We start from the raw sequence: 24,353 nt of genomic DNA, 5'->3' as shown, positions 1-24,353 counted from the left end.
TCCGGCCCACCCGGGTGTCCCCGCTTCGCTCAGTCTTCGCTCTTGGCGCTGGGCAGCTTCTCCGAGATGAGGTTCATCACCGTGCTGTCGGCCAGGGTGGTGACGTCGCCGACGCTGCGGTTCTCCGCCACGTCACGCAGGAGACGCCGCATGATCTTGCCGGAGCGGGTCTTGGGCAGCTCGGGGACCACGAGGATCTGGCGCGGCTTCGCGATCGGGCCCAGCGCCTTGGACACGTGGGCGCGCAGTTCGGCCGCGATGTCCGCGCCCTCCTCGGCGTTGCCGCGCAGGATCACGAACGACACGATGGCCTGCCCGGTCACCGGGTCGGTCGCGCCGACCACGGCCGCCTCGGCGACCTTCGGGTGGGAGACCAGCGCCGACTCGACCTCGGTGGTGGAGATGTTGTGCCCGGAGACGAGCATGACGTCGTCCACCCGGCCGAGCAGCCAGATGTCACCGTCCTGGTCCCTCTTGGCGCCGTCTCCGGCGAAGTACATGCCTTCGAAGCGGGACCAGTAGGTGTCGATGTAGCGCTGGTCGTCGCCCCAGATCGTGCGGAGCATCGACGGCCACGGGTCGCGGATCGCGAGGTAGCCGCCACCGCCGTTGCCCACGCTCCGGCCCTGGTCGTCGACCACGTCGGCGGTGATGCCCGGCAGTGGGCGCATGGCCGCGCCGGGCTTGCCCTCGGTGACGCCGGGCAGCGGGCTGATCATGACGGCGCCGGTCTCGGTCTGCCACCAGGTGTCGACCACCGGGGTACGGTTGCCGCCGATGTGCTCGCGGTACCAGATGTACGCCTCGGGGTTGATCGGCTCGCCGACGCTGCCCAGGATCCGCAGGGACGACAAGTCGTACTTGGCGGGGATGTCGTCCCCCCACTTCATGAACGTACGGATGGCCGTCGGAGCCGTGTAGAGCAGCGTGACCCCGTACTTCTGCACGATCTCCCAGAACCGGCCGCGGTGCGGGGTGTCCGGGGTGCCCTCGTAGATCACGCTGGTCGCGCCGTTGGCGAGGGGACCGTACACGATGTAGGAGTGGCCGGTCACCCAGCCGATGTCGGCGGTGCACCAGTAGATGTCGGTGTCGGGCTTGAGGTCGAACACCGCGTTGTGGGTGTAGGCGGTCTGGGTGAGGTAGCCGCCGGTGGTGTGCAGGATGCCCTTGGGCCTGCCGGTCGTCCCGCTGGTGTAGAGGATGTAGAGGGGGTCCTCGGCGTCGTTCGGCACCGCCTCGTGGACGTCGGACTGCCGGTCCACGACGTCGTGCCACCAGACGTCCTTGTCGGTCTGGTCGACGTCCTGGCCGGTCCGCCTCACGACGAGGACGTGCTCGATGCCGGGGCACTCCTTGACCGCCTCGTCCACGGTCGGCTTGAGCGCGCTGGGCGCGCCGCGGCGGTAGCCGCCGTCGGCGGTGACCACGAGCTTGGCGTCCGCGTCCAGGATCCGGCCGCTGAGCGCGGTCGCGGAGAACCCGCCGAACACCACCGAGTGAACCGCTCCGATGCGGGCGCAGGCCAGCATCGTGATCGGCAGCTCGGGGATCATCGGCATGTAGATCGCGACCCGGTCACCCTTGCCGACGCCCAGCTCCTGGAGCGCGTTGGCGGTCTTGGAGACCTCACGCAGCAGGTCGGCGTAGGTCAGCGTGCGGCTGTCACCCTCCGGCTCGCCCTCCCAGTGGTAGGCGACCTTGTCGCCGCGGCCCGCCTCCACGTGGCGGTCCACGCAGTTGTAGGCGATGTTGATCTCGCCGCCGACGAACCACTTGGCGAAGGGCGGGTTCCACTCAAGGGTGGTGTCCCAGCGCTTCGACCAGGTCAGCCGGTCAGCCTGCTTCTCCCAGAAGGCGAGGCGGTCCCGCTCGGCCTCCGCGTAGGCGTCGGCGGTCACGTTCGCGGCCGCGGCCAGGTCGGCAGGAGGTGCGAACCGCCGGGTCTCGTGCAGCAGGTTCGACAGCGTCTCCTGGGTCTCACGCGACTCGGAACCAGGGGTCTCCGGGGCCACTACGCACTCCTCACGTACTGCTATCGACTGGTCGTGTCCCACTTCACCAGGCCACCCGTGTCCGCCACAAGAGGTCTAGACAGGTCTGTACCAATCGGTGATGGGAGGCCGTAGGCATTCAAAACGCCTTAAATCTGGGGAGAACGACCATCGAAACGTTGTGTTTTCGACACCGTAGGAATGTAGACGGCGTTATTCAACGTGCATTATCGGGGTGGTGCGCCGGACGGTGTCATGCGCTCGGTGAACGGTTCGCCCGCCGTTTCCGGGGGTGGCTTCCGGGAGGGCCTCCCGAGGGCGGTCTTCTGCGCCGGTCTGCTGCGTCGCTCTCCCACGGCCGGTTTCCCGAGGGAGGGCTCCCCGGAGAGCCAGGGCGGCCGGGGTGCCTCGCGGCCTGGCCGAAGTCTCACCGAGCGGTCCCGATAGGGTCGGGCAGCGTGAGCGACCCATTGGCTGTCATCGCGGAAATGCCCGGAGTATCCGAGGCGGTCACCGACGCGCGCAAGGCCGTAGACAGGCTCTACGGGCACCGGGTGCTACGGCGTAAGAGCCCGGAGGTGTCGGCCAGGTCCGCGCTGCGCGGTGCCCGCGCGTCGGCCGCCCTGGAGGGCGTGGACGTACCCCTCGACGCCATCCCCGAGATCACCGATCCCGTGGTGCAGGGCGCGTTGCGGGTCTCGGCCGAGGTGGGGCGGCTCGGCGCGACCTGGCGCGCGGCGCCTCGCCAGGTGCTGGCCAGGCTGCACACGCTCGCCGCCTCGGGGCTCCTCACCGGGGAGGGCGGAGGCGCCGGCGACCTCGGACGTCCCAGGGCCACCGCCGGGGCGCCCGACCCGCTCGGCCTGGGGGCCGCCCCCGGACCGCAGGAGACGGTGGCACGGGTGGACGGACTGGTCGAGCTGGTGACGGCCTCCTCGAAGGCCCCCGCGCTGGTGCTCGCCGCCATCGTGCACGCGGAACTGGCCGTGCTGCGCCCGTTCGGGACGGCGGATGGGGTGGTCGCGCGGGCGGCGGAGCGGCTGACGCTGGTGGAGTTCGGCCTGGACCCCAAGTCGCTGGTGGCCGTCGAGGTGGGCCACCTCGAACTCGGCCCGGCGTACGGGGAGGGGCTGCGGTCGTATCTGAGCGGCACCCCCGAAGGCGTCGCCACGTGGGTGCGGCACTGCGCGTCGGCGGTCACGCTGGGGGTGCGCGAGGCCACGGCGATCTGCGAGGCCATGCAACGCGGCTGACCTCGGGCGGGCGGTGTCCGATCGCCCTGGTCGGCGGGGGCTCGGGGTGTGGGTGTCCGTCGTGGCGTGTCCGTCACGGGGATCTTGTGGTGTGTCGGTCACGGGGGATGTTGTGGTGTGTCGGTCACGGGGATGGGGTCACCGTCTGCGGCGGTCGAGGGTGGCTGGTCGCGTCGCGGACGACCGGCGGCCCGGTGGCGGATCGTACGAGTCGTACGAGACCGTTCGGGTGAGAGAACGCTTGCGCGCGTCCCGCGCCCGTTCCTGTCCGCGTGCTCGTATACCTCGTGTTCACGTCCTTGACCTGCCCGTACCCGTCAGCGTGCTCGTACGCCCGTCTGCTCGTACGTCTCGCGGATCGCGTCCTTGGCGTGATCGTGCATATCGGCGTGATCGTGCCTTCGGCCCGCTCGCGCACCTACTCGTCCGTGCCCCTGAGTGACGGACGACCGCATGTTCGACTACCGATGGTCACTGATTACGGACATGCCGAGAAGCCGTCCTGACGCACCGACGGCGCCCCTGGTGTGGGGCGCCGTCGCTGGCACGTCCCAACCGAGTTACCAAGCGTGCACCTGATATTCGCTGAAGCGGGACAAGCCCGCTACAGCGCGCCTCCCGCGGCTGACGGCGCGTGGGTACTCGGCGGCCGTGCCCGGACAAGTGGTCCGTAAAACCTTTGTACGTCCGATCCGCGCTGATGGGAAGCCCTGGGAGCAAGACCTTTACGGATCGGGGGACATTAATGGGCGAATCCCCTCTTATGACGATTTATGCTTCGCGAGGCCCGGTTGGTGTGGTGTCCGGCGGGCGCCCCGGCGCCCCGACGGCGATCACTGAGCGTCACCGTCGTTCGCCCGTGTGTGGAGCGCGCCTCGCCGGGGCCGTATCCGGAGACTGGACCGTTACATTAAAAAAACTAGTGGGAATCGGGGATTACTCCTCGACGAAACTTGAGTTGATCGGGCAGCATGAGGAGGTATCTCCCCAAACCGGAGTAACTGCGCATGGGTTGCATCGCAATCCTCTTGCCATGTTCCGGTCAGCTGTTGAAAGCTTTCTTCTGAAACGGGACCGGCTCTACCCCCCCAGAGCCGGACCGGTTGGCGACCCCCGCTCTCCCCCCCGGCGGGGGTCGCCCTTTTTCGCGACCGCCCTCTGTCTCGGCGGCACACCTTCCTGTTCTCCGCCCGGGGCGGCGGTCTCCTCGCCGACACGTTCCTTCGGTGGCACGGATCCTCACCGGTAGGGCTCCCTCGCCGGAGGGCTTCCTCAGCGGTACGCCCCGGTGCGATGTTCACCGAGTGTGATCATGCACGGCCGGGCCTCGGTGCGTTCGGGACTTCCTGTCCTGCGTCCGATCCTTGTCTCTCGTCCGATCGCCTGGCCGGCCACCTGATCGGCCCGCCTGGCCGCTTGATCGCTTGGCCGCCTGGTCTCGTCCGGTCCAATCCGTGCTCGTCCGGCTTCTTCCGTGCCGGTGAATCCCCACGTACGGACCCGTGCGCGGACGGCACGGCCGCCGGTTTTCCACAGGCGGGGCCGTTGGCGGCCGGTTTTCCACAGTGCGGCGTTCGGTGCCCCGGGGAGGGGAGGCCGTCACGGACAGTGGGATCCCCGCACCCCAGGGAGGATCCGTGGACCGCCCGCTGGTCATCACCGAAGACCATGATCTGCTCGACGACCTGCTCCGCGTCGCCGCCGCGGCCGGGGCCGAGCTCGACGTCGCCCACGTGCCCGCGCACGCCCGGCCCTACTGGAACCGCGCCCCGCTGGTCGTCGTCGGCGGCGACGTGGCCGATGCCCTGGCCGCGACCGGCCCGCCACCTCGCCCCCGCGTCTTCCTGGCCACCCATGCCTCCGAGGATCCCGACACATGGCGCAAGTGCGTCGCGATCGGCGCCCAGGGCGTGCTGGAGTTGCCCGCCGCGGAGCGACAGCTGGTCGACGAGTTCGCCGACGCCGTCGAGCCGCCCGCGAGCCCCGGATCCGTGGTGTGCGTCACGGGCGGGCGAGGAGGAGCGGGAGCCAGCGTCCTGGCGGGTGCGCTGGCGCTGGCCGCGTCCCGGAAGCGCGTCCGCACCCTCCTCGTCGACGCCGACCCGCTCGGCGGAGGTCTTGACCTCCTGCTCGGCCAGGAGGAGTCCGACGGAGCGCGCTGGTCCGACCTGGTCGCCCGTGAGGGCAGGGTCAGCCACACCGCGCTCCAGGCGGCCCTGCCGACCTTCGCCGGGCTGACGTTGCTCTCCTTCCACCGGGGCGAGGCCGACCCGATCCCGGCCGAGGCGATGCGCTCGGTCCTTGAGGCGGGCCGCAGGGGCTTCGACCTGGTGGTCGTCGACCTGCCACGCCACCTCGACCAGGCGGCGGTGGAGGCGCTCGGGCGGGCCGCCACCACCCTCCTGGTCGTCACCGCCGACGTGCGTGGCGTGCTCGCCGCGGCCCAGGTGCTCACCGGACTGCGCGGGCACACGGGTGAGGTGCGGGCCGTCGTGCGCAGCGGGGTCCTGAACGACGACGTGGTGGCGACCTCGCTCGGCATCCCGCACGGCGGCAGCCTCCCCGACCAGCCTCGTCTCGCCGCCGCACTCGACCGGGGGGACGTTCCCCCGCTCGGCCGCCGCACCTCTCTCGGACGGTTCTGCGCCGCGTTCCTGCACGAGCTGTTCGGGCCGGACGCGTGAAGCGGGCCGAGACCGCCGTGACGGTCTCGCCGGAGCTGGTGGAGGCGGTCCGCGTACGGCTGGTCCGGACGGGCGTCGAGCCCAGTGCCGCGCACGTCGCGGTCGCGCTGCGAGCCGAGCGGGCGATGCTCGGTGACGCGGAGATCCTGGCGGTGGCCCGGGTCCTGTGCGCCGATCTCATCGGGGCGGGTCCGCTGGAGCCGCTGCTGGCCGAGGCCGAGGTAACCGACGTGCTGGTGAACGGTCCGCGCGAGGTGTGGGTCGACGACGGCGGCGGGCTGCGCCTGACCTCGATCGTCTTCCCGGGCGAAGACGCTCTCCGGCGGCTCGCGCAGCGCCTCGCCTCCGCGGCGGGCAGGCGCCTCGACGACGCGTGCCCGTACGTCGACGCCCGCCTCGCCGGAGGCGTCCGGCTCCACGCCGTCCTTCCGCCCGTGGCGCCCAACGGCACCTGCCTTTCCCTGCGACTCCCGCCCCGGCGCACCTTCACCCTTCCCGACCTGGTCGAAGCGGGCGCGATCAGGGCCGACAGCGTCGCCGTCCTCACCGCGGTGATCGAGTCGAGGCTCGCCTTCCTGGTCACGGGCGGCACGGGTACGGGCAAGCCCACACCACGCAAAAGCCACACCTAGCCCGAAAAAAACGGCCCCAAGCCGAGTGCATCATCACCCGGCTGGGACCTGGATCCATCCCCTGACTAGACCAGGAGAGAATCTGTGAAGCAGCTTACCCCGCCGCCCGGTCCCGACCCTGACGACGATTTCTCGTCCCTCGCCGACGAGGCCGAGGCCTATCTGGCCTCGCAGGCCCCCGCGCCGCAGCAGGCCCCCGTAGACGGCGAAACGCGCCGGGTGCGGAAGCTCCGCGCTGAGGTGGCTGAGGCGCATCTGTTGGCCGATCTCCAGGGTGACGACCGGCCGCTGATGCTCGACTCGGTTAAGGTCCGCAGGCGCCGCCGGGCCGCCTACGAGGCCGCCCGGCTTCACGAGCTCGCTCAGGACCCGATGATGCGTGCCTGGCAGGCCTCGCAGATGCGCAAGCTGCTGGTGACCGCCGCCATGGTGTCGCTGACGCTCGCGCTCGGCTGGTCGACCGCCGGTGTCCAGGTGTTCGCCAGCGAGGGAGCCCAGGCCTGGTCCCCGGCCTGGATCTTCGCCTGGTTCGTCGAGCCGTTCCTATCGATGGCCCTGCTGGTCGTCGTGGGCGCGCGGGCCTACATGGGCACCCGTGGTCAGCCGATCGAGTCCCGGACCCTCACCCGGATCGAGTGGCTGTTTCTCGGCCTCACCCTCGGCATGAACGCGTGGAGGCACCTGCCCGGCGTCGCCGCCGATTTCTCACTGTCCGCGCTGGTGCTTCACATCCTCGGGCCGGTCGTCGCGGTGGCCATCGTGACCGCCCTCCCGATCATTCTCGCGGCCTTCGCGACCCTGGACCACAGCGCACCGAAGACCGCCCCGGCCCCCTCCCCGGTCGTCGATCGGACCCCCTCCCCGAAGGCCTCCCGCAGGGTCTCCCCGGCTCCCTCTCCGACGGCCCCCGACCAGCAGTCGGAGAGGGAGGCGGCGACCCCTCCTCGTGGCCGGACTCTAGGCGACCACCGGACGGAGCTGACCCTCCTGATCGCAAACGGCCGCCTCCCGGAAAAGCCGTCGGCGGAAGCCATCCGGAAGGCGCTCAATTGCGCTCGGGAGACTGCCGCGCAACTCCGCGACGAGCTCCGTACCCCCTGACGAAAACGGCCCCGGTCGGTGCTACCAACACCGGCCGGGGCCTGGTCCACAACCTGACTACACCAGGAGCAAACCTGTGCCCAACCGTACTGGGGGAGTCCGGCGCACTGCATTCCCCGCCGACAACTTCACGATGATCAGCAACAAGTGGTTCCGCGACCGCCGGGTGTCGCTGAAGGCCGCTGGCCTGCGCGACTGGCTGGCGTCCCACAAGGTCGGATTCCGCGTGTCGGAGAAGACCATCATTTCGGCCTTCACGGACGGGCGTGAGTCGGTTCGTACGGCTATCCGGGAGCTGGAGACGCTGGGTTACCTGGTGCGCGAGCGGGAGCGCATCGGCGGCAAGTTCAGCACCGTTGAGTACGTCTTGTGTGACCCGTTCGCGGCGCCGAATTCCACCACGGACGGGTTTCCCGTCGATGGTGACGAGACCCCACCACGGACGGGAAACCCGTCAATGGACGTGACCAGCGGAAACACTGCATCGCCCCAGGTCAACACCAACGACGGGTTTCCCGACGACGGTTTTTCCGCCCCTATAAGAAGAACAACAACCCAGAAGACCAAGAAGAAGACCAACGACGAAAACCCTGCTTCTCCTCTCGCCGTAGGCGCCGATACGGTCCGTACCGCGCGTGAGGCCGTCACGACGCCTTCGGCGAACCGGGACAAGATTTCGCGGGTGGCTGGGGAAGTGCTCAGCCTGCTCCCGGACCACTACCGCGCGGCCCCGACCTGGCTCCGAGCGCGGCTGCTGAACAAGATCACCGATGCCCTGGCCGACTACGGCCCTGGTGCGGTCGCGGCCTACGCCGCCAAGTTCCTGGACGACCCGAATTTCGGCGCGTACGAGCACCTGCGCCGGTTCGACGACATCGTCCGCAAGCTTGCCGCCGACGTCGCTGAGGGGATCACCTGTCCCTCGTGCGGCCTCGACGCTCGCCACCCGTTCTGCACGGCCGGAGGTGCTCGATGACCGCCACCGAGATCGAGCGCCCGGCCCCACATGCCCACGATGTTGACCAGAGCCCCATGATCGACGCTGAGACCGCTGTAGAGCAGACCCTGACGGGGAGGTCCGTCGATCTTCCCGAGGACGCTGGCGGGGATTCTGTGGCCGTCTACGCCACCGTGATCGGCCGTGGGGATGTCCGGCGTCGACCGCTGTCCCCGCAGGACGCGGGCATCCTGCGCTACACCGCCAGCGTGGCCGGGTATGGCGTCCTCAAGACGCCGCTTCACACCTGGGAACGCGTCTGGGACTGGGCCAAGCTGGCTCACCTCCGGGAGGGCGGCACGCACCGGGGCCAGGTAGCCGAGCGGCACGCGGCGATGTACACCAAGCTCCAGCAGGACCGGGCCCGCTGGGCGGGTGCCGTTGCCAGGGTTGCCGCGCTTCCGTGGACCACTCGGGCGAAGGTCGGGAAGTTCCCCGTGGCGCTTGGGACTTGGGGCGCTACCGCTGGCGAGGTCGTCCACATCGCGCAGCCCACGAACCAGTTTTTCGTCACCGTGATCGGTGGGCTCAACGGCCTGCTCGCCGACGCGGTGGCCGCCGTCGCCAGCCTGGCCAGCCCGGTTGCTCTGCCCGCTGCTGGGCTCTTCGGCCTGGCCGCCGTCGGTGGCAGTATCCGGTGTGAGCACGACCGGCGCCGCAAGCTGCTGTTGACGCGGGACGGCTCCGACGTCGGAATCCGCCAGGACGGCGGGTTGCTCACGGTCATCCCGATCGCTGACTGTTCGACCTCCGACGTGGCCATGGAGGCTGTCCGCCGTGCCCTGGCGGTTGAGAAGATCAACGTCCGCTCCCTGTCGGCCGCCGCGACGTCGTGGGGCTGGGAGGTTCTGGTGCAGATGCGACAGGGGCAGCCGGGCGACATCACCCGGGCCGCTGCGGATCTGGAAACGCTGCTGGACGTGCGCGAGGCCGGCGTCCTGGTCACTCCCCACCGCGACCGGCGTGCCCGCGTCACTCTGCGGATTGTCGAGTCGGACCCGTGGGCTGACATGCCGCCTGTGCCTGACTACGCAGGCGCACGCCGGTCCGTTCACGAGCCGATTTGGCTCGGACAGAGGCTCGACGGCGCGCAGGTCCTTACGGCGTTCGCCAGCAAGCACTCTCTGATCCTGGCCGCCTCGGGTGGCGGTAAGTCGATCCTCCTGCGGTCGATAGCTGACGGCCTCGGTGCTGCCGCCGACGTCCACATCTGGGACCTGGACCCGTCCGGCGTCGGCCAGGCTCCGCAGGCCGCCGTCATGGGCCGCGTGGCCCTGGACCCGGCCGACTGCGAGCGCGCGCTGACGGACGCTGTGGCCATTGCTGTGGCTCGTACCCGGCTCCTGCGGAAGCTCGGCATGGGCGACTCGTGGCAGTCGTCTCCGCAGTGCCCGGCGCTGGCGGTCATCGTGGACGAGTACCCGCGCCTGTCGCCTGCTGCCCGTGAGGCCGCTGTGGCGCTGCTGCGGATCGGACGCAAGGCTGCTGTGTTCCTCATCTTCGCCAGCCAGGACGCGAAAAAGGACACGCTCGGCGACAGCATCGCCGGTCAGGTGGCGTTCCGCGCGGCCGGGCCTGGTCTCCAGGACTGGCAGGCCGATCTGCTGTTCGGCGCCGGTGCGAGGTCGCGCGGATGGGACCCCGGCCGCTACCAACCCGCCACGAGCACTGACGCCCCGAACGACGCCGGGACGTTCTACGTCGCCGGTGCTGGCGATGACCTGGCCCTGCCAATGAAGGTCGGTTACATGTCGGGCGCTGTGGCGCAGTCCCGCGCCGAGCGGTACGCGGAGCTGGGTCGGTGCCCGCTGCTGGACAGCGCGACGCTGGCCGCCGCTGGGCTGGACGCTGCGGACGTCTACGTAGGGGGGGAAGCTGGCGACGTTGTGGCCGCCCTGGCCGAGCCGGAGCCGATTTCTGACGAGGCCCTGGCGCTCCTGGAGTCGATCGCCGACGACGTCCAGGCCTGGCCGACGGAGTGGGTGCCTGCGGCCGAGCTGGCCGCGATGGCTGCGTCCCGCATGGGGCTGGCGCCGGGCAAGGCTACGGAGATGCGCGTTGCCGCCCTTCTGGACGGTGCTGGCATCCCGACCCGGCGCCGGTCGACGGGCCTAGTTCGACCGCGTCCGGCGCTGCTGGCGGCGGCCGGGCGAGACCTCGCGGCCATGGCCTAGAGCTACGGATCGTGTCGGCCGGCAATCGGGGCGTAGGTCTGCACGCGGGGCTACACAGTGTAGACGCGGTGTAGGCCTCTCGTGCAGACTGCATGACCTGGAAAAACGACCCTTTTAGGGTTGTCGTGCAGACCAGATATCAGGGGAGGGGCAGGAGCGGCGACCTGCGGAAACACGCAGCGGTCCCCCTCCCCTCGCCTGCTGGTGTCTATCGGGATGGCGATCACTCTCCGAAGTCGATTTCCCTGTCCGAGAGAATCTCTCAAGACCTGAGAAAAGGATCATGAAGCTCAAGATTTTGTTCGGGGCGATCATCGGCCTCATCACCCTGGGCGCCCTGCCTGACGCTTGCGCCTACCGGATGCCCTCCCTGACGAGCGTTCCCGCCATCCCGACGACGAAGGCCGCCAGCCCGACGCCTGCTCTCCCGCCGGAGGCTGCGCGGTTCTACGCCAAGCACAAGACCATGCCGAACGTGTCCGGGTGGACGCTGGCCCGGGTGGCCAAGCTGTTCAATCCGGTCCGAGACACGGTGTTGGTGGCCAGGACAGCGGACGCCACGATGGCCGTCGGCCGGGAGAAAGTCACGAAGCAGTTGCCGAAGAAGGGCGCCAGGTTGGTCGCTGGCCAGACGGTCAAGATCTGGATTCGGTACGGGACCAAGCGTCCTACTCGCAAGGTCCCCACTACTCGGCCGGACGTCAACGTGCCTGATCGCGACCGTGGCGAGAGCAAGTTCTGCAGCCGCCGCTGGTGGTGCTGAAGACCGAGTGCTCTACCCCGCCTCAGCCCCGATTTCGGGGTGGCGGACGGTGATGTTCTGCACGCAACCGGGGCAGGCCAGGGCGGACGTCAGGTCGAACGCGATCCGTCCGATGCCCGCCGTGCTGACCGGCTTGACCGACAGACCGCACAGGGCCTCGGTGACATCGCGATCAGCGCGGTTGCCGGGCACGGCGTGCCGGATCCCCCTGTTGGCCTTGAGGATGATCCGGAAGTCCTCAAACCCCACCGCGTAGAACACCGGCTCGGTGCGGGCCCGCGACGGGTACGAGATCACCGTAAGGTCGGCCGTGGAGATCGTCCACCGCCGCTGTCCCGGAAAGCCCTGGACGTCGTCGTCCATCTCGACCAGAGCGTAGGTGGACGATCCGCGCTCGACGAGACGTAGCACATGGCCAGTCCCGCCGACGAGCCTGCGCGCGGCCTGGGTGAAGGTGTGGCTGAAGAACAGGGAGTCGACGACGACGCGGCACCCAGGGGCGACGTCGACACTCACGCCGGTGAGGTGTCCTCGGGGCCCTCGTACTCCCACGACCAGGCGCTGATCCGATTCTTGATCGCGCGAATCTTCAGACGCGCTAGGTCCTCGTCGACCAGGACCCTCTCGCACCCAAAAGTGATGGCGTTCTCGGTCAGTAGTCCGGTGTACGTGGCCGTCCAGCCGACGTCGGTGTGTTCGACCTCGTAGCCCAGGATCTGGGGCGCTGTCTCGGAGTTGGTATCCATGTCTGCAGGTTATGACGCGGTATAGAGCGGTGTACAGCGCTAGGCCGCTACCCATACATATGTGCAGCTCAGAGCCGCTCTACGGTGAGTGTTATGGCAGATGTGCAGGGAGTCCCCGACTTCGATCCGTCGGAGATGGCGTACGTCTACACCCAGGTGGCCGACCACATCAGCCTGCGCATCACTGCCGGCGACCTCCGGCCCGGATCCCGCCTACCCGGGGAACGCGCCCTGGCCGAGGAGTACGGCGTGGCGCTCGGGACGGTGCGGCGGGCCATTGAGGAACTGCGAGACCGAGGACTCGTCGTGACCCTGCCCGCCAAGGGAACGTTCGTCGCGGTCGAGGCCGAAAACGATGCGGATCCGGCCGGATCGGTCTGAGCGTACTTACTGCTCACTCCTTCAGTGGGGGTCAGCCAGCAACTCGTCCACATGCGAGTTTTCCCAGTTCAGAGGCATGTACGTCATTCCGCGGGTGCCCTGCATGGGGCCGACCCGAATAGGGATCTCGATCCGCGGTCGAAGCGGCTGGATCCCAACTATGGGGCCAGGGAATTCCGTGTTTCGCCCGCATACGGTTCTGGCCCCCTACCAACTATCTGCCGTCGTGAGTTGGGGGCTCGACCCGGCCTCCGGGGGAATGTCGACGTTCCCGACGACCCCCAGAGGCCTACGACTTCGTGTACGCGCGTCTGAAGCTCCCAGACGAGCAGGCTCTGGAGTTTCTGGACGAACGTGGCGAGCTGGAGAGTTCGTCACGCCGTCGACAAGGCAGATGTGGTCGCCGCCTGTCGTAACGATAGAAAAACTGTCCAGCGGAGATAGAGCGTCATCAGTTGATATGACGGCATGCGCTTGCCTGCACGGCTCCGTCGTCGCCCTGAGCCCGATTTTCCGTCACCGACTGGATTGCCTGCGTTGCGTGAGCCCCGTCCTGCAGGGTGGTGGATCGTCCCGGCCGCGCTGCTGGTTGGTGGCGCCGTCTGCGCCGTAGCCTGGTGGCTGCTCTCCAGCTTGCCCGCATTCCCCACAACAGCCGCAGAGGCTGCCGCCCGGCAGGGCGCACTCCAGGTCGCGCTGACGGCAGGTGCCGGAATCGGCGCCGCCATCACCGTGATGCTGGCCTTCCGGCGGCAACGCCATCAGGAGCTCACCACCCTCATCACCAGCAGGCAGGCCGACCGCACCGCCGAGCTGGCCGAGCGTGTTGCCGAATACAACCGGCAAGACGCGATTGAGCGTCGGATTACCGAGCTGTACGCCAAGGCAGTCGAGCAGCTCGGCAGCGGCAAAGCCGCCGTCCGCCTCGGCGGGCTGTATGCCTTGGAGCGCCTAGCCCAGGGCAATCCCGACCACCGGCAGACCATCGTGAACGTGATCTGCGCCTACCTCCGCATGCCCTACACCGCGCCCGCTGTCGCTGCTACCAATTCATTACCTCCTGGCCCTTGGCATACCGAAGCCGATTTCGCCGATCAGGAAGGTGAACGGCAAGTCCGGCTCACCGCCCAGCGGATCCTGGCTGAGCATCTTCGTGATGAACGCACGGTCAATCAACGTGAGACAACACCCGCTGGTCCGCACTTTTGGGAAGCCATTGACGTTGACTTGTCCGGCGCAACCTTAATCAACATGAATTTTAATCATTGCCGTGCAGGGAAAGCTAGATTTAATAGATCTGTTTTTGTGGGAGCAGCCTTTTTTAGGAACGCGGATTTTGGTGATAATGCCCTCTTCTATGGGGCGCAATTTAAGGGGGAGGCATGGTTTTCCGGGGCGAATTTTGAATATTCGGTGTTCAGTGAGGCGGTCTTCGAGTCTAGTGCAAGATTTAGTTCAGCAATCTTCGCTCGGGGTACTGAATTCCACGGGGTTACCTTCGTTGATCCCGTTTGGTTCAGTGGCTCAAGGTTTGGCGCCATGGCATGGTTCGATGAAGCAACCTTCAACGCTATGGCTCGGTTCGATAAAGCAACTTTTAAAGGAGCGGTCATATTTAACGGGGCTGAATTTAATGGGGCGGCCACGTTCACAAAGGTGACTGCTGTCAAAAATTCCGAATTCCGCAATGCGGTTTTTTCTAAGGAGGTCGACTTTAGTAGGGCAAGGTTTTCTAGGTCGACTTTATTCGACAAGGCGACATTTAAGGGTAATGCTGAATATGGAGAGGCAATTTTTGAGGGAACAGTTTCATTCGTCGAAAGCTTTTTTATGGGAAAAGCTTCGTTCGTGAAGACGGTTTTCTCGCGTAAAGTGCGTTTTGAAAATGTGCGCACGCTTATGTCAGATGCGGGGCACTCCTGGCCAGGAGGCTGGACTGTCGTTGTGGGGACGGATGGCACTGGGATGCTGCGCCGTGATGACGCCACACCATCCGCTTCAGATCCGGCTCCCGCGGAAGAGGAATAAACGGAGGGCGGCGCGTGGTGTTCAGAGCGTTGATACCAGTTGCGCGAGCGCCGCATGTAGAGAAGCTGGCCCTTTCGGCCACTGTTTCACCCTGAAGGCTGATAGCTACCTAACTGACCGGGTTGGAGGCGTTGCGTGCGACTGCTTTAACGGAGGGGGGCGGCCCGAGGGGGCGACGTCGGACGGGGCGAGGGCCGCTCACGTGACGCACGCCGCAGGGCGGGGCCACCCACACGCGCCAGCTGCTGCGCGGGCTGGGGGCAAGGGAGCACGAGGCCGAGGGGGATGGGGAGATATATGGCATGCGCCCTCGGTAGGAGAGCGTCGCCGGCGAGCCAATTATACGTTCCTGCTCAAAATGGCGAGAGTGAAGCCGCTGAGCTGGAGAGCGTCAGGTTGATCTGGACAATCCGGGGTGAAGTTGTTCAGATTCAGGTGGCATTTTTAGTGGATCTTGGTGTTACGGCCGTGCTGCTCGGTGGGGGTAGGGCAGCGAGGTGGTCTTGGAGTTCAGCATGGCGAAACTGGTAGATCGGGCCGACGGTGCGGAGCAGGCCGAGGCGGTGAGCGTCGTCGAGAAAGGCCATCAGCTTACGAGGGAGATGCCCTCTTTTAGTCAATCGTCGGACGGCGATCGCATGGGCCAGCCAAGCATGATGATTTCCGGATATGAGTCCGGTCACGAGCCCGATCGGGAGCCCGGCTGCGAGTCCGACCGTGAGTCCGGCCATGGGTCCGGTCGTGAGTCCGGCCGCTTCGATCGTGAGCCCGGTTGTGAGCCCGAATATAAATCCGACCGCGAGCCCGAGTGTTATGACCCGTAGCAGTGTCAGGGTTCTATCGGCTTTCCAACTCGTCGGCGGTGTGATCGCGACCGTGAAGGATGCAGACTGTTCTGCCCACTTGAGTACTCCAGACGTGAGCCCAAACACGAGCCCGATCGCGAGCCCGTACGTGAGCCCGACCGCAGGCCCACCTGGGAGCTTGCCTAGGAATCCGAACGCAAGCCCACCCGGGAGCCCGATCACGAGCCCGATCGTGAGCCCATATCGTAACCATTTGGCGAGGTCGGCTGTTCTTTCCGACAGATGCAAATTGGCATATCCGGGGGTTTCAGTGAACCATGCGTCGACCCTGAGCCCAGCCGCGAGCCCAAACACGAGCCCGAACGTGAGCCCGAACGTGAGCCCAGCCGCGAGCCCAACCGCGAGCCCGACCATGAGCCCGAACGTGAGCCCAGCTACGAGTCCGAACATGAGCCTGCTTTGCCAGGTGATGCGGCGTTGTCCGGCATGAGGGATGGTGTGCTGAGCGAGCTGCCACCACGCTAGGTCGTAGGTGTCGCGGTCTTGCAGTATGCGGGCGAGGTAGGCCAGGTGGTCGCGGGCATGGTTTGGATTCCACGCGGTGCGGGGCCGGAAGTGTTCGGCGGGGTCGCTGCTGGGAGGCCGGTTGTTGATGACGGCGGCGATGAGGTGGTCAAACAGGTGGGCCCGCAGTGTCGTCTCCTGCTGGGCCAGGGGGCCCGTCAGGGGGGTGGGGTCGGCGACGGGAGTGATGTAAACGGTCCGGATCAGCCATAGTCCCAGCGCGGTTTCCGTCAGTTGGCTTAAGCCTGGGTGGGAGGCTTTGTGTAGTGCGGCCCAGATCGGGATCCAGTCGTGGCGGGGTACTGGTGGCAGGCAGGTGCGTAGGTACGTTTCAGCGTCGGCGGCGGCGATCAGAGCTGGGGTGATGACGGCTGCGGCGTTCAGGACGTCGCCGACCTGCTTGATGGCGTGATCGTATTCGGTGGTGCGGCTAGTGAGGATGAATGAGTCGCTGTCGGTCAGCCACCGGTTTAGCGCGCTGATCACCTGGGTGCGGGCGTGTTCGGGGATCTCGTCCAGGCCGTCCAGGATGGGCAGGATGTGGCCGTGATCAAGCAGGGCCTTGACCGCGCCTGTTCCGAATTGCGGGGCGGTCAGCGCTGGGTAGTCCAGGGGCAGGCGGGCGGCAAGCCAGTCGTGTAACCGCGGGTGGGCGGTGGTGTCCCAGCCGTTTACCGGAACCAGCACTGGCACCGGATCAGCCTCGTCACGCCCCGAACTCACTAGGTGCTGCAGCAGCTGTATGGCCAGGGTGGTCTTGCCGGTTCCAGGGCCACCGGTGATGACCAGCCGCCGACGCCGCAACCTGCGAAAAGCATTAGCCAGTTTGGGGATCTGGTCGCTGGAGCCGGTGAATGTCAATAGATGCTCGCCGACCAGGCGCGGGTGATCCATCATCGCGGCGTCGTCGACGAGGTGCCAAGTGATCGGGATTGGTTCGGGATCATCCAGGGCGCGGATGGTCGCCTCGGTACGCCACTGCCGGGCCACCATGACGGTCAGCGCATTCTTGGCCGCAGCGATAGTTTCCTCAGGGCTCGCTGGCGTCGAGGTTGAGGGCTCACGGCGGTCCGTGAACATTCCGAGCCCCACCGCCAGGCTGCTCAAGCCGATAAACGCGCCGATCACACTGGCCCACTGGTCGGCTTCTGCCAGATCGGCCCGCGTGAATAGGTAGAAGCCCATCACACTCATCGTGGCGACGAACACGACGATGGCTGCCCATTTCCAAAAGCGTCCCGACATCATTCCATCATTCTGTGACCGCAAGATCACGTGAAGCGATACGAAGCGTGCGGGCGCGATGCGCTCGGAATCGTTAGCCAGCCTCCTTTCGGCCTGTCACTTCACGGCTCGGTGAGCTTCGGGAGTACAGACCATAGCCGAGTTGGCAGAGTCCGCCCCTCAAGGACACCGATTTCTTTGTCGGTTGAGCCGGACCGCGCTGTCGACGGCATGCGTGCGTCACCCGGTACGTGAAATTGCAGACGTGGCGTGTTCTCGGTCGCGCCGTAGCAGCGGCCGCCATAGACATATGGCTGTTTTTCGCCTTTAATCACTATTGTTACCGTTTTATGACTCAGTGGGCCCTTTTCTAGATCAAATATGGTCTGGCTGCTGATAAGCTGACTTCTCACAAGCCAGAAACGGCCGAGGATCGACCCGAAGGACACCCCCCCGTGAACGAGACTGCCCCTCGCACCGCCGAGCTCGTTGTGATCCCCTCGACCGAGACCGTCGCCGCACACGCCCAGACCGCCGCGATGTTCGTCCACACCGATGCGGATTACCACCTGTCGGCCGCCGCGCAGGAGGCCGTTGCCGCCGGGATGCCTGCCTCAACCTTGAGGGCCTACACGAAGGACTGGAACGCCTTCGCCGCTTGGTGCGCGTCGACTGGTCGCATCGCCCTCCCCGCCACGCCGGAGACCGTGGCCGAGTACGTGACCCACCTCACGACCGCGATTTCCCCCCGGACTGGTAAGCCGCTCGGCCCGGCGAGTATCGACCGCGCCCTGGCCTCGATCACCACCTGGCATGGCTTCAACGACAAGACGCCGCCGCAGACGAAGGGCGCCCGGCGGGTGCTGGCCGGCTACAAGGCGAAGCTGGCCATGACGCACAGCGCGCAGGCGAAGACCCGGAAGGCTGAGCCCGCCGTCCCCGACGCCCTCCGGTCGATGCTCGCGACCCTGGATAGGTCGATTCTCGCCGGAATGCGTAACGCCGCCCTGCTCCTGCTCGGCTACGCCACCGCCGCACGAATTTCCGAGCTGGTTGCGCTCAACCTCGATGACGTCCGGGAGACCGAGGACGGCCTGTTGGTGAATGTCTACAGGAGCAAGGTGAAGATGTTCACCGAGACCGCCGTCCCGTACGGCAAGCTCCCGTCCACATGCCCCGTCCGCGCGGTTCGCGCTCTCCTGGTGGCCATGGCTGCCGCCGAGCGCACCTCGGGCCCGCTGTTCGTTCGGGTCGATAGGCATGGGAAGATCGCGGCGCCGATGACCCGAGGTGGTCGCCCGATCGGTGACCTTGAGGGCCGGATGACTCCGAAGGCCGCCGCCGACGTGGTCACCAACGTCGCCGAGGCCGCTGGACTCGAAGGGAGCTGGACCGGCCACAGCTTGCGGCGGGGGTTCGCCACGGCTGCTAGGCGGGATGGTGCGAGTCTGGAGCGGATCGGGAGGCATGGGGGCTGGAAGGATGGATCGACGGCCCTGCTCGGATACCTCGAAGAGGGCGACCGGTGGACCAATAACCCCGTGGCGGGCCTGTAGCTCCAGACCCCGAACGCGTCCGGCCTCGAAAAAGGACTGGGCGCGTCGGCCGCAGGGTGGCCTACAGGGGACGATCCTGAAACAAGCTTTCACGATCCGCGCTGGCTTGATATGCCATGACTCATGGACGAAGAACTAGACGAGCCACCGTGGCACAGCTGCCCCGCCGATAACTGCGACTACGGTTCAGTCGACCTAACGGAGTGGCCTGATAAAGAAGGCGACGGTTCCGCCATAACGGGCGGCAGTTGCGACCGATGCGGCACCGCAGCCGCTCAATGCTTCGAATGCGGAAACCTCATCGCCCTACTTGACTGGGAACCAGTTCCATGTGATGCCTGTGGCGAGACGGTGTACCAGAGGGTCCCCGAAGACAAAAAGGGCACTGATTTCTCGTTCCACCGCCTCTCCTAACGAGCCAGGCGACGTCGGCCGGAGGAGGCCACTGCCTCCGGCCCTGGGCGGACGTTTGTGCCCGAGCCTCGGAAAACAGCATGGGGGCCGGGGGTAATTGGTCTGGCCGGATTGCGCCGCCAATGATCAGAGGCGGGCGCCCGATCGGTGACCCTGAGGGACGCATCACGTCTAAGACTGCGGCTGACATCGTCGGTAACGTCGCCGAGATGCCGAGTTGGAAGGCCGGTGGTCTGGTCACTCTCTCCGGCGCGGGTTCGCTACGGCAGGTGGGCCGATGGAGCGACGGCGTTGCTCGGCTACATCGAGGAGTCCGACCGATGGTCGAACAACCCCGTGGCTGGATTATAGAACTGAATGAAGTTGTTGATCATTCGGTGGGCTGCTTCCTCCGGGGGTAAAACTTCCAGCAGTTGGGCCGTTTTCTCCGGTGTCATGGCCTTTAGTATTTCGATCGCTTTCTTCAGATCCATGGGCCCCGCTATATGGGCTGTTTCCCCCGAGGCTGCAGACGCTAGCAGTTGGGCTGTTTTTTCCCGAGGCATAGCCTCCAGTAGTTGGGTTGATTTCTCTGGGTGCATGGTTTCCAGTAGTTGGGATACCCAGTACAAAGGCATAAGAGCGAGTCGATCAGCGGCGGCGTCCTCTGCCATCTTTCCGATAAATTCAACTGCGTAGCCGAGGCCCATTTCCGTGAGAAATTCAGCTGCCTGGTTGGGGTCCATCGCAACGAGCACTACAACTGCTGCCGTAGTGGGCATCGCCAACAACCTGGTCATCGCCGTTTTCTGTGGCATTTCTGACAGGCGTTTCGCCGCGAAGTATGGGTCCATTGCGGTGAGTTGATCGACGGCCTGCTGGATGGGAATGGCAACCAGCAGGGAAGTCGACAGGCCGACATCAGTCGGAGGTAGTGCAAGAGCAGTGCCCGCGCCTGTGGAGGTCTGCCTCACCTCCTCAGGGAGGATACGACCGCGCTGGCGACTGAGCCACGCTCGCTCCCAAGCGGCCCCCCAGCGCTTCAGCTCACTCGGCAGCACGGGATTGGGGAAGTAGCAGGCGCGGACAAACGCCTGCACGACTTCCAGCCGGGGCAAAATTCGGCCAGATTTAGCGTTGCCGGCTGTGCTGTGCGGCAGGATGTCGCCCTGCTCCTTCGCCCGAGTCTCAAGCGTCCGCAGCGTGGGGCCGCCAGTGGAAGCACGTAGGCGCTGCAGTTCGCGGCCTAGGTCGGCTACGGTGGTCACAGAGTCTGGGTCGGGACGCACCCCCAGACCAACCGTTTTCTCCACCTCGTTGTGGGGCTCATCCATCACCGTCCAACGATGGCCCACGATGGCCCATCCTGTCCCATGATCTCCCAAGTCGGGGACCGCTGTTTCGGTCGCGGTCAGTCCGTCCGGGATCTCTACCCGTACCCGCGTGGTGCCGATTTCCTTGGACTGAGCGGCCTGTCACTCGGACAGGCCGACCAAGAAAGGCCCTACGATGCACAACCCTCGGCCTCTATGGTTGGCGATCACGCTGATCGCGGCCGTTCTCGTCGGTGTAACCGGCGGAATTTTGGCCTGGCTCGGCGGCGCCCTGGTGGCCAACGCCATCATTGTCGGTGGCAGTAGCTTCGCGGGCACCGTGTTGTTAATCCTGGCGATCGCTTACTTCCTTATCGGAGAGAAGTCGTGACGAGGCGCGGTCCTCGGGATTCGAGCTGGTTGAGGACGTACGCCATTCCGCGGCCTGCTCGTCGGTGACCTCAACAGCCTTCGACGCCGCGCGGTAGCGCCGAACACATAAGAGCGCCCGTTCCCCTGGTGAAGGGGGCGGGCGCTCCGTCGTTCTCAGGGTCAGGCCTGCTGCCAATGGCACTCCGACGTCGATCCGGTTACTCGGTTGGCACGTATACCTCAGCCTTGACGACGACGCACTTAACGACGTCGCCGGGCAAGTCGCCCTTCTCTACCCCGGTCGAGTCCGTGATCTTCGCGGATTGGCCAGGGCGGATGTTGTTGACGCCCGGAGGGCTCTCAGCGACCGCGTCACCGTTGGCGTTCTGGTACTGCACTGTGAGGGACACCGTTCCAGTGAGGGTGGTGGTGTTGGTCACCCTGAAGGCGGACTCAGCGCCATAGGCGATGCCTTCACCTATGGACGTGTAGTCGTCCTTGGTAGCCCGGCACCGGGTGACCTTCACGCTGGCCGGGTCGATTTTGGCCCTCTGAATTCCGAGAGGATCGGTGTAGTCATCGGTGACGGGCGTTGTCTCGCTCGGCGCTGCGGATGCCTGCCCAGTCTGCTGAGCTTCCTCGCCTCCCTGCCCTTCAGGGCTGGTGCTGCACCCCGTGAGAATGAAGGCGGTCACGCCAGCGGCGATTAGGGCGGTGAATCTCATGGCTTTCATCCCTAAGTTGGTCCTTCAGGTGTGTCTTCTTCTCGTATGTCCGGAGAGGCATCTTGCTTTTGACTGATTTCCTGTCCGATGGTGCCTGTGAGGACGGCTGGCTGACCGTACTGGTTGCCCGGTCGACGCTTTTTGATGGGGCGCCCAGGTGGAAAGATCTCAATTTGTGTTGTTTGGAGGGTATTGTGCTTTACGTCACTCTCCTGTCTCGGTGGCAGCTTCCTGGCGTAGCCGTTCCAGGGGCAGGACCAAAGCTGTCTTCGGCGCGGTCGTGGAGCTAATCCGATGACCCCTCACGCAATGAAGTCATGCCGCCAGGTTCGTCAGATGGGATGATTCGTCGCAGCAGAACGACGTCCAGGAAGGGTGTAACACCGACTGGTGCGCTGACGGTTACCTTTTGTGCTCATTCCTCCTCGGCTTGACCCCGTTCACCGCTTCAACCCGCCACCCGGCTGGCCACCTACACCGCCGGGCTGGTCATCTACACCCAGTTGGGAACCGGATCCTTCATGGCCGACCGCTCCTGAGGGGTGGCAATGGTGGATCTCTGCCGAAGAGGCGGCCGAGTCGGAACTTCCTGCACCGACTACCACCGGCACCACGCTGTTTATCAGTTATGCGGTAGCTGTCGCCGTCTTGATCGCGGGTGCGATCTTGGTCGTCGCGAACATAGCCGGAGGGGACGACCCGGTTGAGGTTGCAGCTTCACCTTCTTCTGCGGCAGCGGCGAGCCACTCCGCGGACTCGGAAGACGAGATCGGCGAAGCTCCCGACCGTGTCATCCGGCCGATGTATGAGCGGCTTGTCCGAGGTGGCCTGAACTGCGAACCATTCGCGGCGATGTATGTCTCCCCGGACCAGCTCTACCGGCGAATCGAGAGCGGAGCATGTGGCTCAGCTGCAGAAATTTCCATAATTTTCGCGGCGTACGGAAACGCGACGGATCGAGCTGCTGAGGTTACGTGGCTCGCCGACTCATCTCGTGAGCTGGGGTTCGTCCCGTTGATCGTCTATGGCGAAGATTGGGCCGTGATCTGCGAGGACGGGGCGGTGCTGTCCGCAGTGCAGCGCATTCTCGGTGGAACGATCGTCACCTGACCTGCAGGCTATTTGCCTCGATCTTCCGTGCTCGGCTGCACAGGGAGTAGCAGCCGAGCGCTGTTCTCACCCCTAGGATGTCGGCCCACACTGTTTCAGCTGCGATGACAGACGCTCCTGCGCCATCTGGTCAACAGACTTGGATCGGTACTCCTGCTGCTGGTCGGCGGGCATGACGTACCGCCACGCGTTGCCCTCGTAGGCGAAGTCGAAGGTGAAAGCTCCGATCAGCCGGGTGGCTTGTACCTTCGCGGTGGCCCCGCTGACCGTGACCGAGGTGATCGTGAACCGCAGATTCTGCGCGATCTGCGGGCACAGTTTGAATAGGCGCGTGTAGTCGTTACGCGAGACGATCTGTTGTGACTCCGCCGACCAGCGGTCCCAGAACTCACCGTAGGAACCGGAGGAGTACAGGTCAAACGCCTCCTGAGCGGCGGTGCGAGCGCCGGCTTCGGTCTGTTCCTGCTCGGGCAGGTCTACGACTGCCACTTGTGTGCCGTCAGATGAACCGGCCGGAGTGGCAGGGTCGATCACCATGACGGTCACGACGACGGTGATGCCGAGGAGTACCGCGATGCCCAGCACGAGGCTCGTCATGGCAAGGATCGGGCGGCCGCGCCGTTGAGGTGACTGTTGCCCGTACTGACGGTGGGACTGTTGCGCCTGGTCATAACCGTGGAGAGGATGCCCATACGGCTGCTGTCGTAGGTCCGGTCGCCCTGGGTAGCTGCCTGGTGGATACCGATGCGACGGTTGGGCAGGTGGGTGCTGCCCCCGGTTTGGCTGTTGTGGTTGCTGTGGGGGATACGTCATGACATCTCCGGGGGGTGGGGTGCATCTGTGACGCCCGAGGTATCCGGCCGGGTTACAGGGGCGAGTCGACTGTGTTGGATCGTTCCCGTTCCAGGAGTCGTGTTCTGCCGCTTGGCGCACGTCTACGCCATACTCGAAGCCCGACGGCGCGGAAGGAAACGGCGATGGCTGACCGGTCCCGCTCGGTCGCGTTCGGCAAATTCGTCACCGACTGGGAGCAGGAAAACGGCCCGGTCGACGGTAACCCGCGCGAGGAGGAGTTCCACGCGAAAGCGCGGGAGATTCTCGGCATTCCAGAACCCGGCACCGCCCCGGCCTGGATGCCCTATATGCGAGGTGACCGCCCCATCTGATCGCCTTCACTCGCTCGGGCCACGGGTTTCAGGCCACTGTCCCCGGCCCGGGGTGGACGTCTGCGCCCGAGCCCCGGAAAACAGCACAGGGACGGGGTGGCGTAGTTAGTACTGACGGTACGGGGCCGGGTGGGCTGTCCCGGGACTCTCTGTGTGTCTGTATCAGACTGCGCTCTACGCGGAAAACACTCTGGTCCTGGGTCTGGGTGCCCTGGAGAGGAGCTTGGGAACCCAGAGCTTATTTATTAGACCTGTGGGAGTCTCCGAGGGTTTCCCACCTGCGGCGGAGCAATCGTCAAGACCTGTGGATCAAGAGTTTTAGGCAGCTGCGGATGGAGCCTGGTCACCGGGTCGTTCGACGAGTTTGCCGC

General features: G+C 65.9%; 19 protein-coding genes and 1 pseudogene. 13 read left to right on the top strand and 7 right to left on the bottom strand.

From position 1 onward, the window contains the following. Positions 1–29: 29 nt before the first annotated feature. The gene (gene acs / locus ACSDR0_RS17015) at positions 30–2,015 is read right to left on the bottom strand and encodes an acetate--CoA ligase (protein WP_435289783.1); all 1,986 of its coding nucleotides are present in this window, start codon (positions 2,013–2,015) and stop codon (positions 30–32) included. Positions 2,016–2,482: 467 nt separating this feature from the next. On the opposite strand from acs, the gene ACSDR0_RS17010 reads away from it, so the two are divergent. The 7 genes and pseudogenes from ACSDR0_RS17010 (at position 2,483) to ACSDR0_RS16980 (ending at position 11,598) form a co-directional block, all read left to right on the top strand. Next, positions 2,483–3,247, top strand: a complete 765-nt coding sequence (locus ACSDR0_RS17010) for an oxidoreductase (RefSeq protein ID WP_435289782.1) — start codon at positions 2,483–2,485, stop codon at positions 3,245–3,247. Positions 3,248–4,884: 1,637 nt separating this feature from the next. Continuing rightward, a complete protein-coding gene (gene ssd / locus ACSDR0_RS17005) occupies positions 4,885–5,931 on the top strand; it encodes a septum site-determining protein Ssd (RefSeq protein WP_435289781.1) in 1,047 nt (348 codons plus the stop codon). After that, positions 5,928–6,542: pseudogene (locus tag ACSDR0_RS17000) on the top strand (ATPase, T2SS/T4P/T4SS family); the annotation flags it as partial. The gene ssd and the pseudogene ACSDR0_RS17000, both read left to right, overlap by 4 nt. Before the next feature lie 105 nt (positions 6,543–6,647). Beyond that, a complete protein-coding gene (locus ACSDR0_RS16995) occupies positions 6,648–7,664 on the top strand; it encodes a hypothetical protein (RefSeq protein ID WP_435289780.1) in 1,017 nt (338 codons plus the stop codon). A 133-nt stretch (positions 7,665–7,797) separates the two neighbouring features. After that, a complete protein-coding gene (locus tag ACSDR0_RS16990; protein WP_435289779.1) occupies positions 7,798–8,640 on the top strand; it encodes a hypothetical protein in 843 nt (280 codons plus the stop codon). Then, on the top strand, positions 8,637–10,835 hold the full coding sequence (locus ACSDR0_RS16985; protein WP_435289778.1) for a hypothetical protein: 2,199 nt from the start codon (positions 8,637–8,639) through the stop codon (positions 10,833–10,835). Before ACSDR0_RS16990 ends, ACSDR0_RS16985 begins: the two co-directional genes overlap by 4 nt. A 283-nt stretch (positions 10,836–11,118) precedes the next feature. Next, entirely contained in the window at positions 11,119–11,598 is a 480-nt protein-coding gene (locus tag ACSDR0_RS16980; RefSeq protein WP_435289777.1) for a PASTA domain-containing protein, read from the top strand. Between the two features lie 12 nt (positions 11,599–11,610). Here the strand turns inward: ACSDR0_RS16980 and ACSDR0_RS16975 are convergent, their stop codons facing one another. Together ACSDR0_RS16975 and ACSDR0_RS16970 are read right to left on the bottom strand one after the other, a co-directional pair. Next, positions 11,611–12,114, bottom strand: coding sequence for a hypothetical protein (locus ACSDR0_RS16975; RefSeq protein WP_435289776.1), 504 nt, complete (start codon positions 12,112–12,114; stop codon positions 11,611–11,613). Continuing rightward, positions 12,111–12,344: a hypothetical protein gene (locus ACSDR0_RS16970; RefSeq protein WP_435289775.1), complete on the bottom strand. Its 234-nt coding sequence runs from the start codon at positions 12,342–12,344 to the stop codon at positions 12,111–12,113. Before ACSDR0_RS16970 ends, ACSDR0_RS16975 begins: the two co-directional genes overlap by 4 nt. Before the next feature lie 93 nt (positions 12,345–12,437). Between ACSDR0_RS16970 and ACSDR0_RS16965 the strand changes: the two genes are divergently transcribed. Both ACSDR0_RS16965 and ACSDR0_RS16960 read left to right on the top strand, forming a co-directional pair. Next, the gene (locus tag ACSDR0_RS16965) at positions 12,438–12,725 is read left to right on the top strand and encodes a winged helix-turn-helix domain-containing protein (protein WP_435289774.1); all 288 of its coding nucleotides are present in this window, start codon (positions 12,438–12,440) and stop codon (positions 12,723–12,725) included. A gap of 537 nt (positions 12,726–13,262) precedes the next feature. Then, positions 13,263–14,753 carry a pentapeptide repeat-containing protein gene (locus tag ACSDR0_RS16960; RefSeq protein WP_435289773.1) on the top strand — a complete coding sequence of 497 codons (1,491 nt, stop codon included), beginning with the start codon at positions 13,263–13,265 and terminating at the stop codon, positions 14,751–14,753. A 431-nt stretch (positions 14,754–15,184) separates the two neighbouring features. Here ACSDR0_RS16960 and ACSDR0_RS16955 read toward each other — a convergent pair whose 3' ends face one another. Further along, complete coding sequence (locus ACSDR0_RS16955) at positions 15,185–17,371, bottom strand: NACHT domain-containing protein (protein WP_435289772.1); 2,187 nt, start codon at positions 17,369–17,371, stop codon at positions 15,185–15,187. A gap of 431 nt (positions 17,372–17,802) precedes the next feature. Between ACSDR0_RS16955 and ACSDR0_RS16950 the strand changes: the two genes are divergently transcribed. Further along, a complete protein-coding gene (locus tag ACSDR0_RS16950) occupies positions 17,803–18,903 on the top strand; it encodes a site-specific integrase (RefSeq protein WP_435289771.1) in 1,101 nt (366 codons plus the stop codon). 713 nt (positions 18,904–19,616) lie between these two features. Here the strand turns inward: ACSDR0_RS16950 and ACSDR0_RS16945 are convergent. Next, positions 19,617–20,630, bottom strand: coding sequence for a magnesium transporter MgtE N-terminal domain-containing protein (locus ACSDR0_RS16945; protein WP_435289889.1), 1,014 nt, complete (start codon positions 20,628–20,630; stop codon positions 19,617–19,619). A gap of 199 nt (positions 20,631–20,829) precedes the next feature. Here ACSDR0_RS16945 and ACSDR0_RS16940 point away from each other — a divergent pair, with 199 nt between their 5' ends. Further along, entirely contained in the window at positions 20,830–21,000 is a 171-nt protein-coding gene (locus ACSDR0_RS16940; RefSeq protein ID WP_435289770.1) for a hypothetical protein, read from the top strand. A gap of 199 nt (positions 21,001–21,199) precedes the next feature. Here the strand turns inward: ACSDR0_RS16940 and ACSDR0_RS16935 are convergent, their stop codons facing one another. Further along, on the bottom strand, positions 21,200–21,706 hold the full coding sequence (locus tag ACSDR0_RS16935; protein ID WP_435289769.1) for a hypothetical protein: 507 nt from the start codon (positions 21,704–21,706) through the stop codon (positions 21,200–21,202). A 411-nt stretch (positions 21,707–22,117) separates the two neighbouring features. On the opposite strand from ACSDR0_RS16935, the gene ACSDR0_RS16930 reads away from it, so the two are divergent. After that, entirely contained in the window at positions 22,118–22,816 is a 699-nt protein-coding gene (locus ACSDR0_RS16930; RefSeq protein ID WP_435289768.1) for a hypothetical protein, read from the top strand. 72 nt (positions 22,817–22,888) lie between these two features. On the opposite strand, the gene ACSDR0_RS16925 is transcribed toward ACSDR0_RS16930, so the two are convergent. Then, on the bottom strand, positions 22,889–23,413 hold the full coding sequence (locus ACSDR0_RS16925; RefSeq protein ID WP_435289767.1) for a hypothetical protein: 525 nt from the start codon (positions 23,411–23,413) through the stop codon (positions 22,889–22,891). A 380-nt stretch (positions 23,414–23,793) separates the two neighbouring features. Here ACSDR0_RS16925 and ACSDR0_RS16920 point away from each other — a divergent pair, with 380 nt between their 5' ends. Then, complete coding sequence (locus tag ACSDR0_RS16920) at positions 23,794–23,982, top strand: hypothetical protein (protein ID WP_435289766.1); 189 nt, start codon at positions 23,794–23,796, stop codon at positions 23,980–23,982. Positions 23,983–24,353: the final 371 nt, after the last annotated feature.

This window comes from Streptosporangium sp. G11 (assembly GCF_051192615.1).
Lineage (GTDB): Bacteria > Actinomycetota > Actinomycetes > Streptosporangiales > Streptosporangiaceae > Streptosporangium.
Note: the sequence above shows the minus strand (reverse complement) of the source record. Positions and strands in the feature narration are given on the sequence as shown.

Excerpts from the sequence above, each read along its gene's own strand:
- ACSDR0_RS16925 (WP_435289767.1), bottom strand. The coding sequence starts at position 23,413 with ATGACGAGCCTCGTGCTGGGCATCGCGGTACTCCTCGGCATCACCGTC.
- ACSDR0_RS16935 (WP_435289769.1), bottom strand. The coding sequence starts at position 21,706 with ATGAGATTCACCGCCCTAATCGCCGCTGGCGTGACCGCCTTCATTCTC.
- ACSDR0_RS16920 (WP_435289766.1), top strand. The coding sequence starts at position 23,794 with ATGGCTGACCGGTCCCGCTCGGTCGCGTTCGGCAAATTCGTCACCGAC.
- ACSDR0_RS16985 (WP_435289778.1), top strand. The coding sequence starts at position 8,637 with ATGACCGCCACCGAGATCGAGCGCCCGGCCCCACATGCCCACGATGTT.
- ACSDR0_RS17010 (WP_435289782.1), top strand. The coding sequence starts at position 2,483 with ATGCCCGGAGTATCCGAGGCGGTCACCGACGCGCGCAAGGCCGTAGAC.
- ACSDR0_RS16945 (WP_435289889.1), bottom strand. The coding sequence starts at position 20,630 with ATGGATGAGCCCCACAACGAGGTGGAGAAAACGGTTGGTCTGGGGGTG.
- ACSDR0_RS16965 (WP_435289774.1), top strand. The coding sequence starts at position 12,438 with ATGGCAGATGTGCAGGGAGTCCCCGACTTCGATCCGTCGGAGATGGCG.
- ACSDR0_RS16980 (WP_435289777.1), top strand. The coding sequence starts at position 11,119 with ATGAAGCTCAAGATTTTGTTCGGGGCGATCATCGGCCTCATCACCCTG.
- ACSDR0_RS16955 (WP_435289772.1), bottom strand. The coding sequence starts at position 17,371 with ATGATGTCGGGACGCTTTTGGAAATGGGCAGCCATCGTCGTGTTCGTC.
- ACSDR0_RS16970 (WP_435289775.1), bottom strand. The coding sequence starts at position 12,344 with ATGGATACCAACTCCGAGACAGCGCCCCAGATCCTGGGCTACGAGGTC.
- ACSDR0_RS16990 (WP_435289779.1), top strand. The coding sequence starts at position 7,798 with ATGATCAGCAACAAGTGGTTCCGCGACCGCCGGGTGTCGCTGAAGGCC.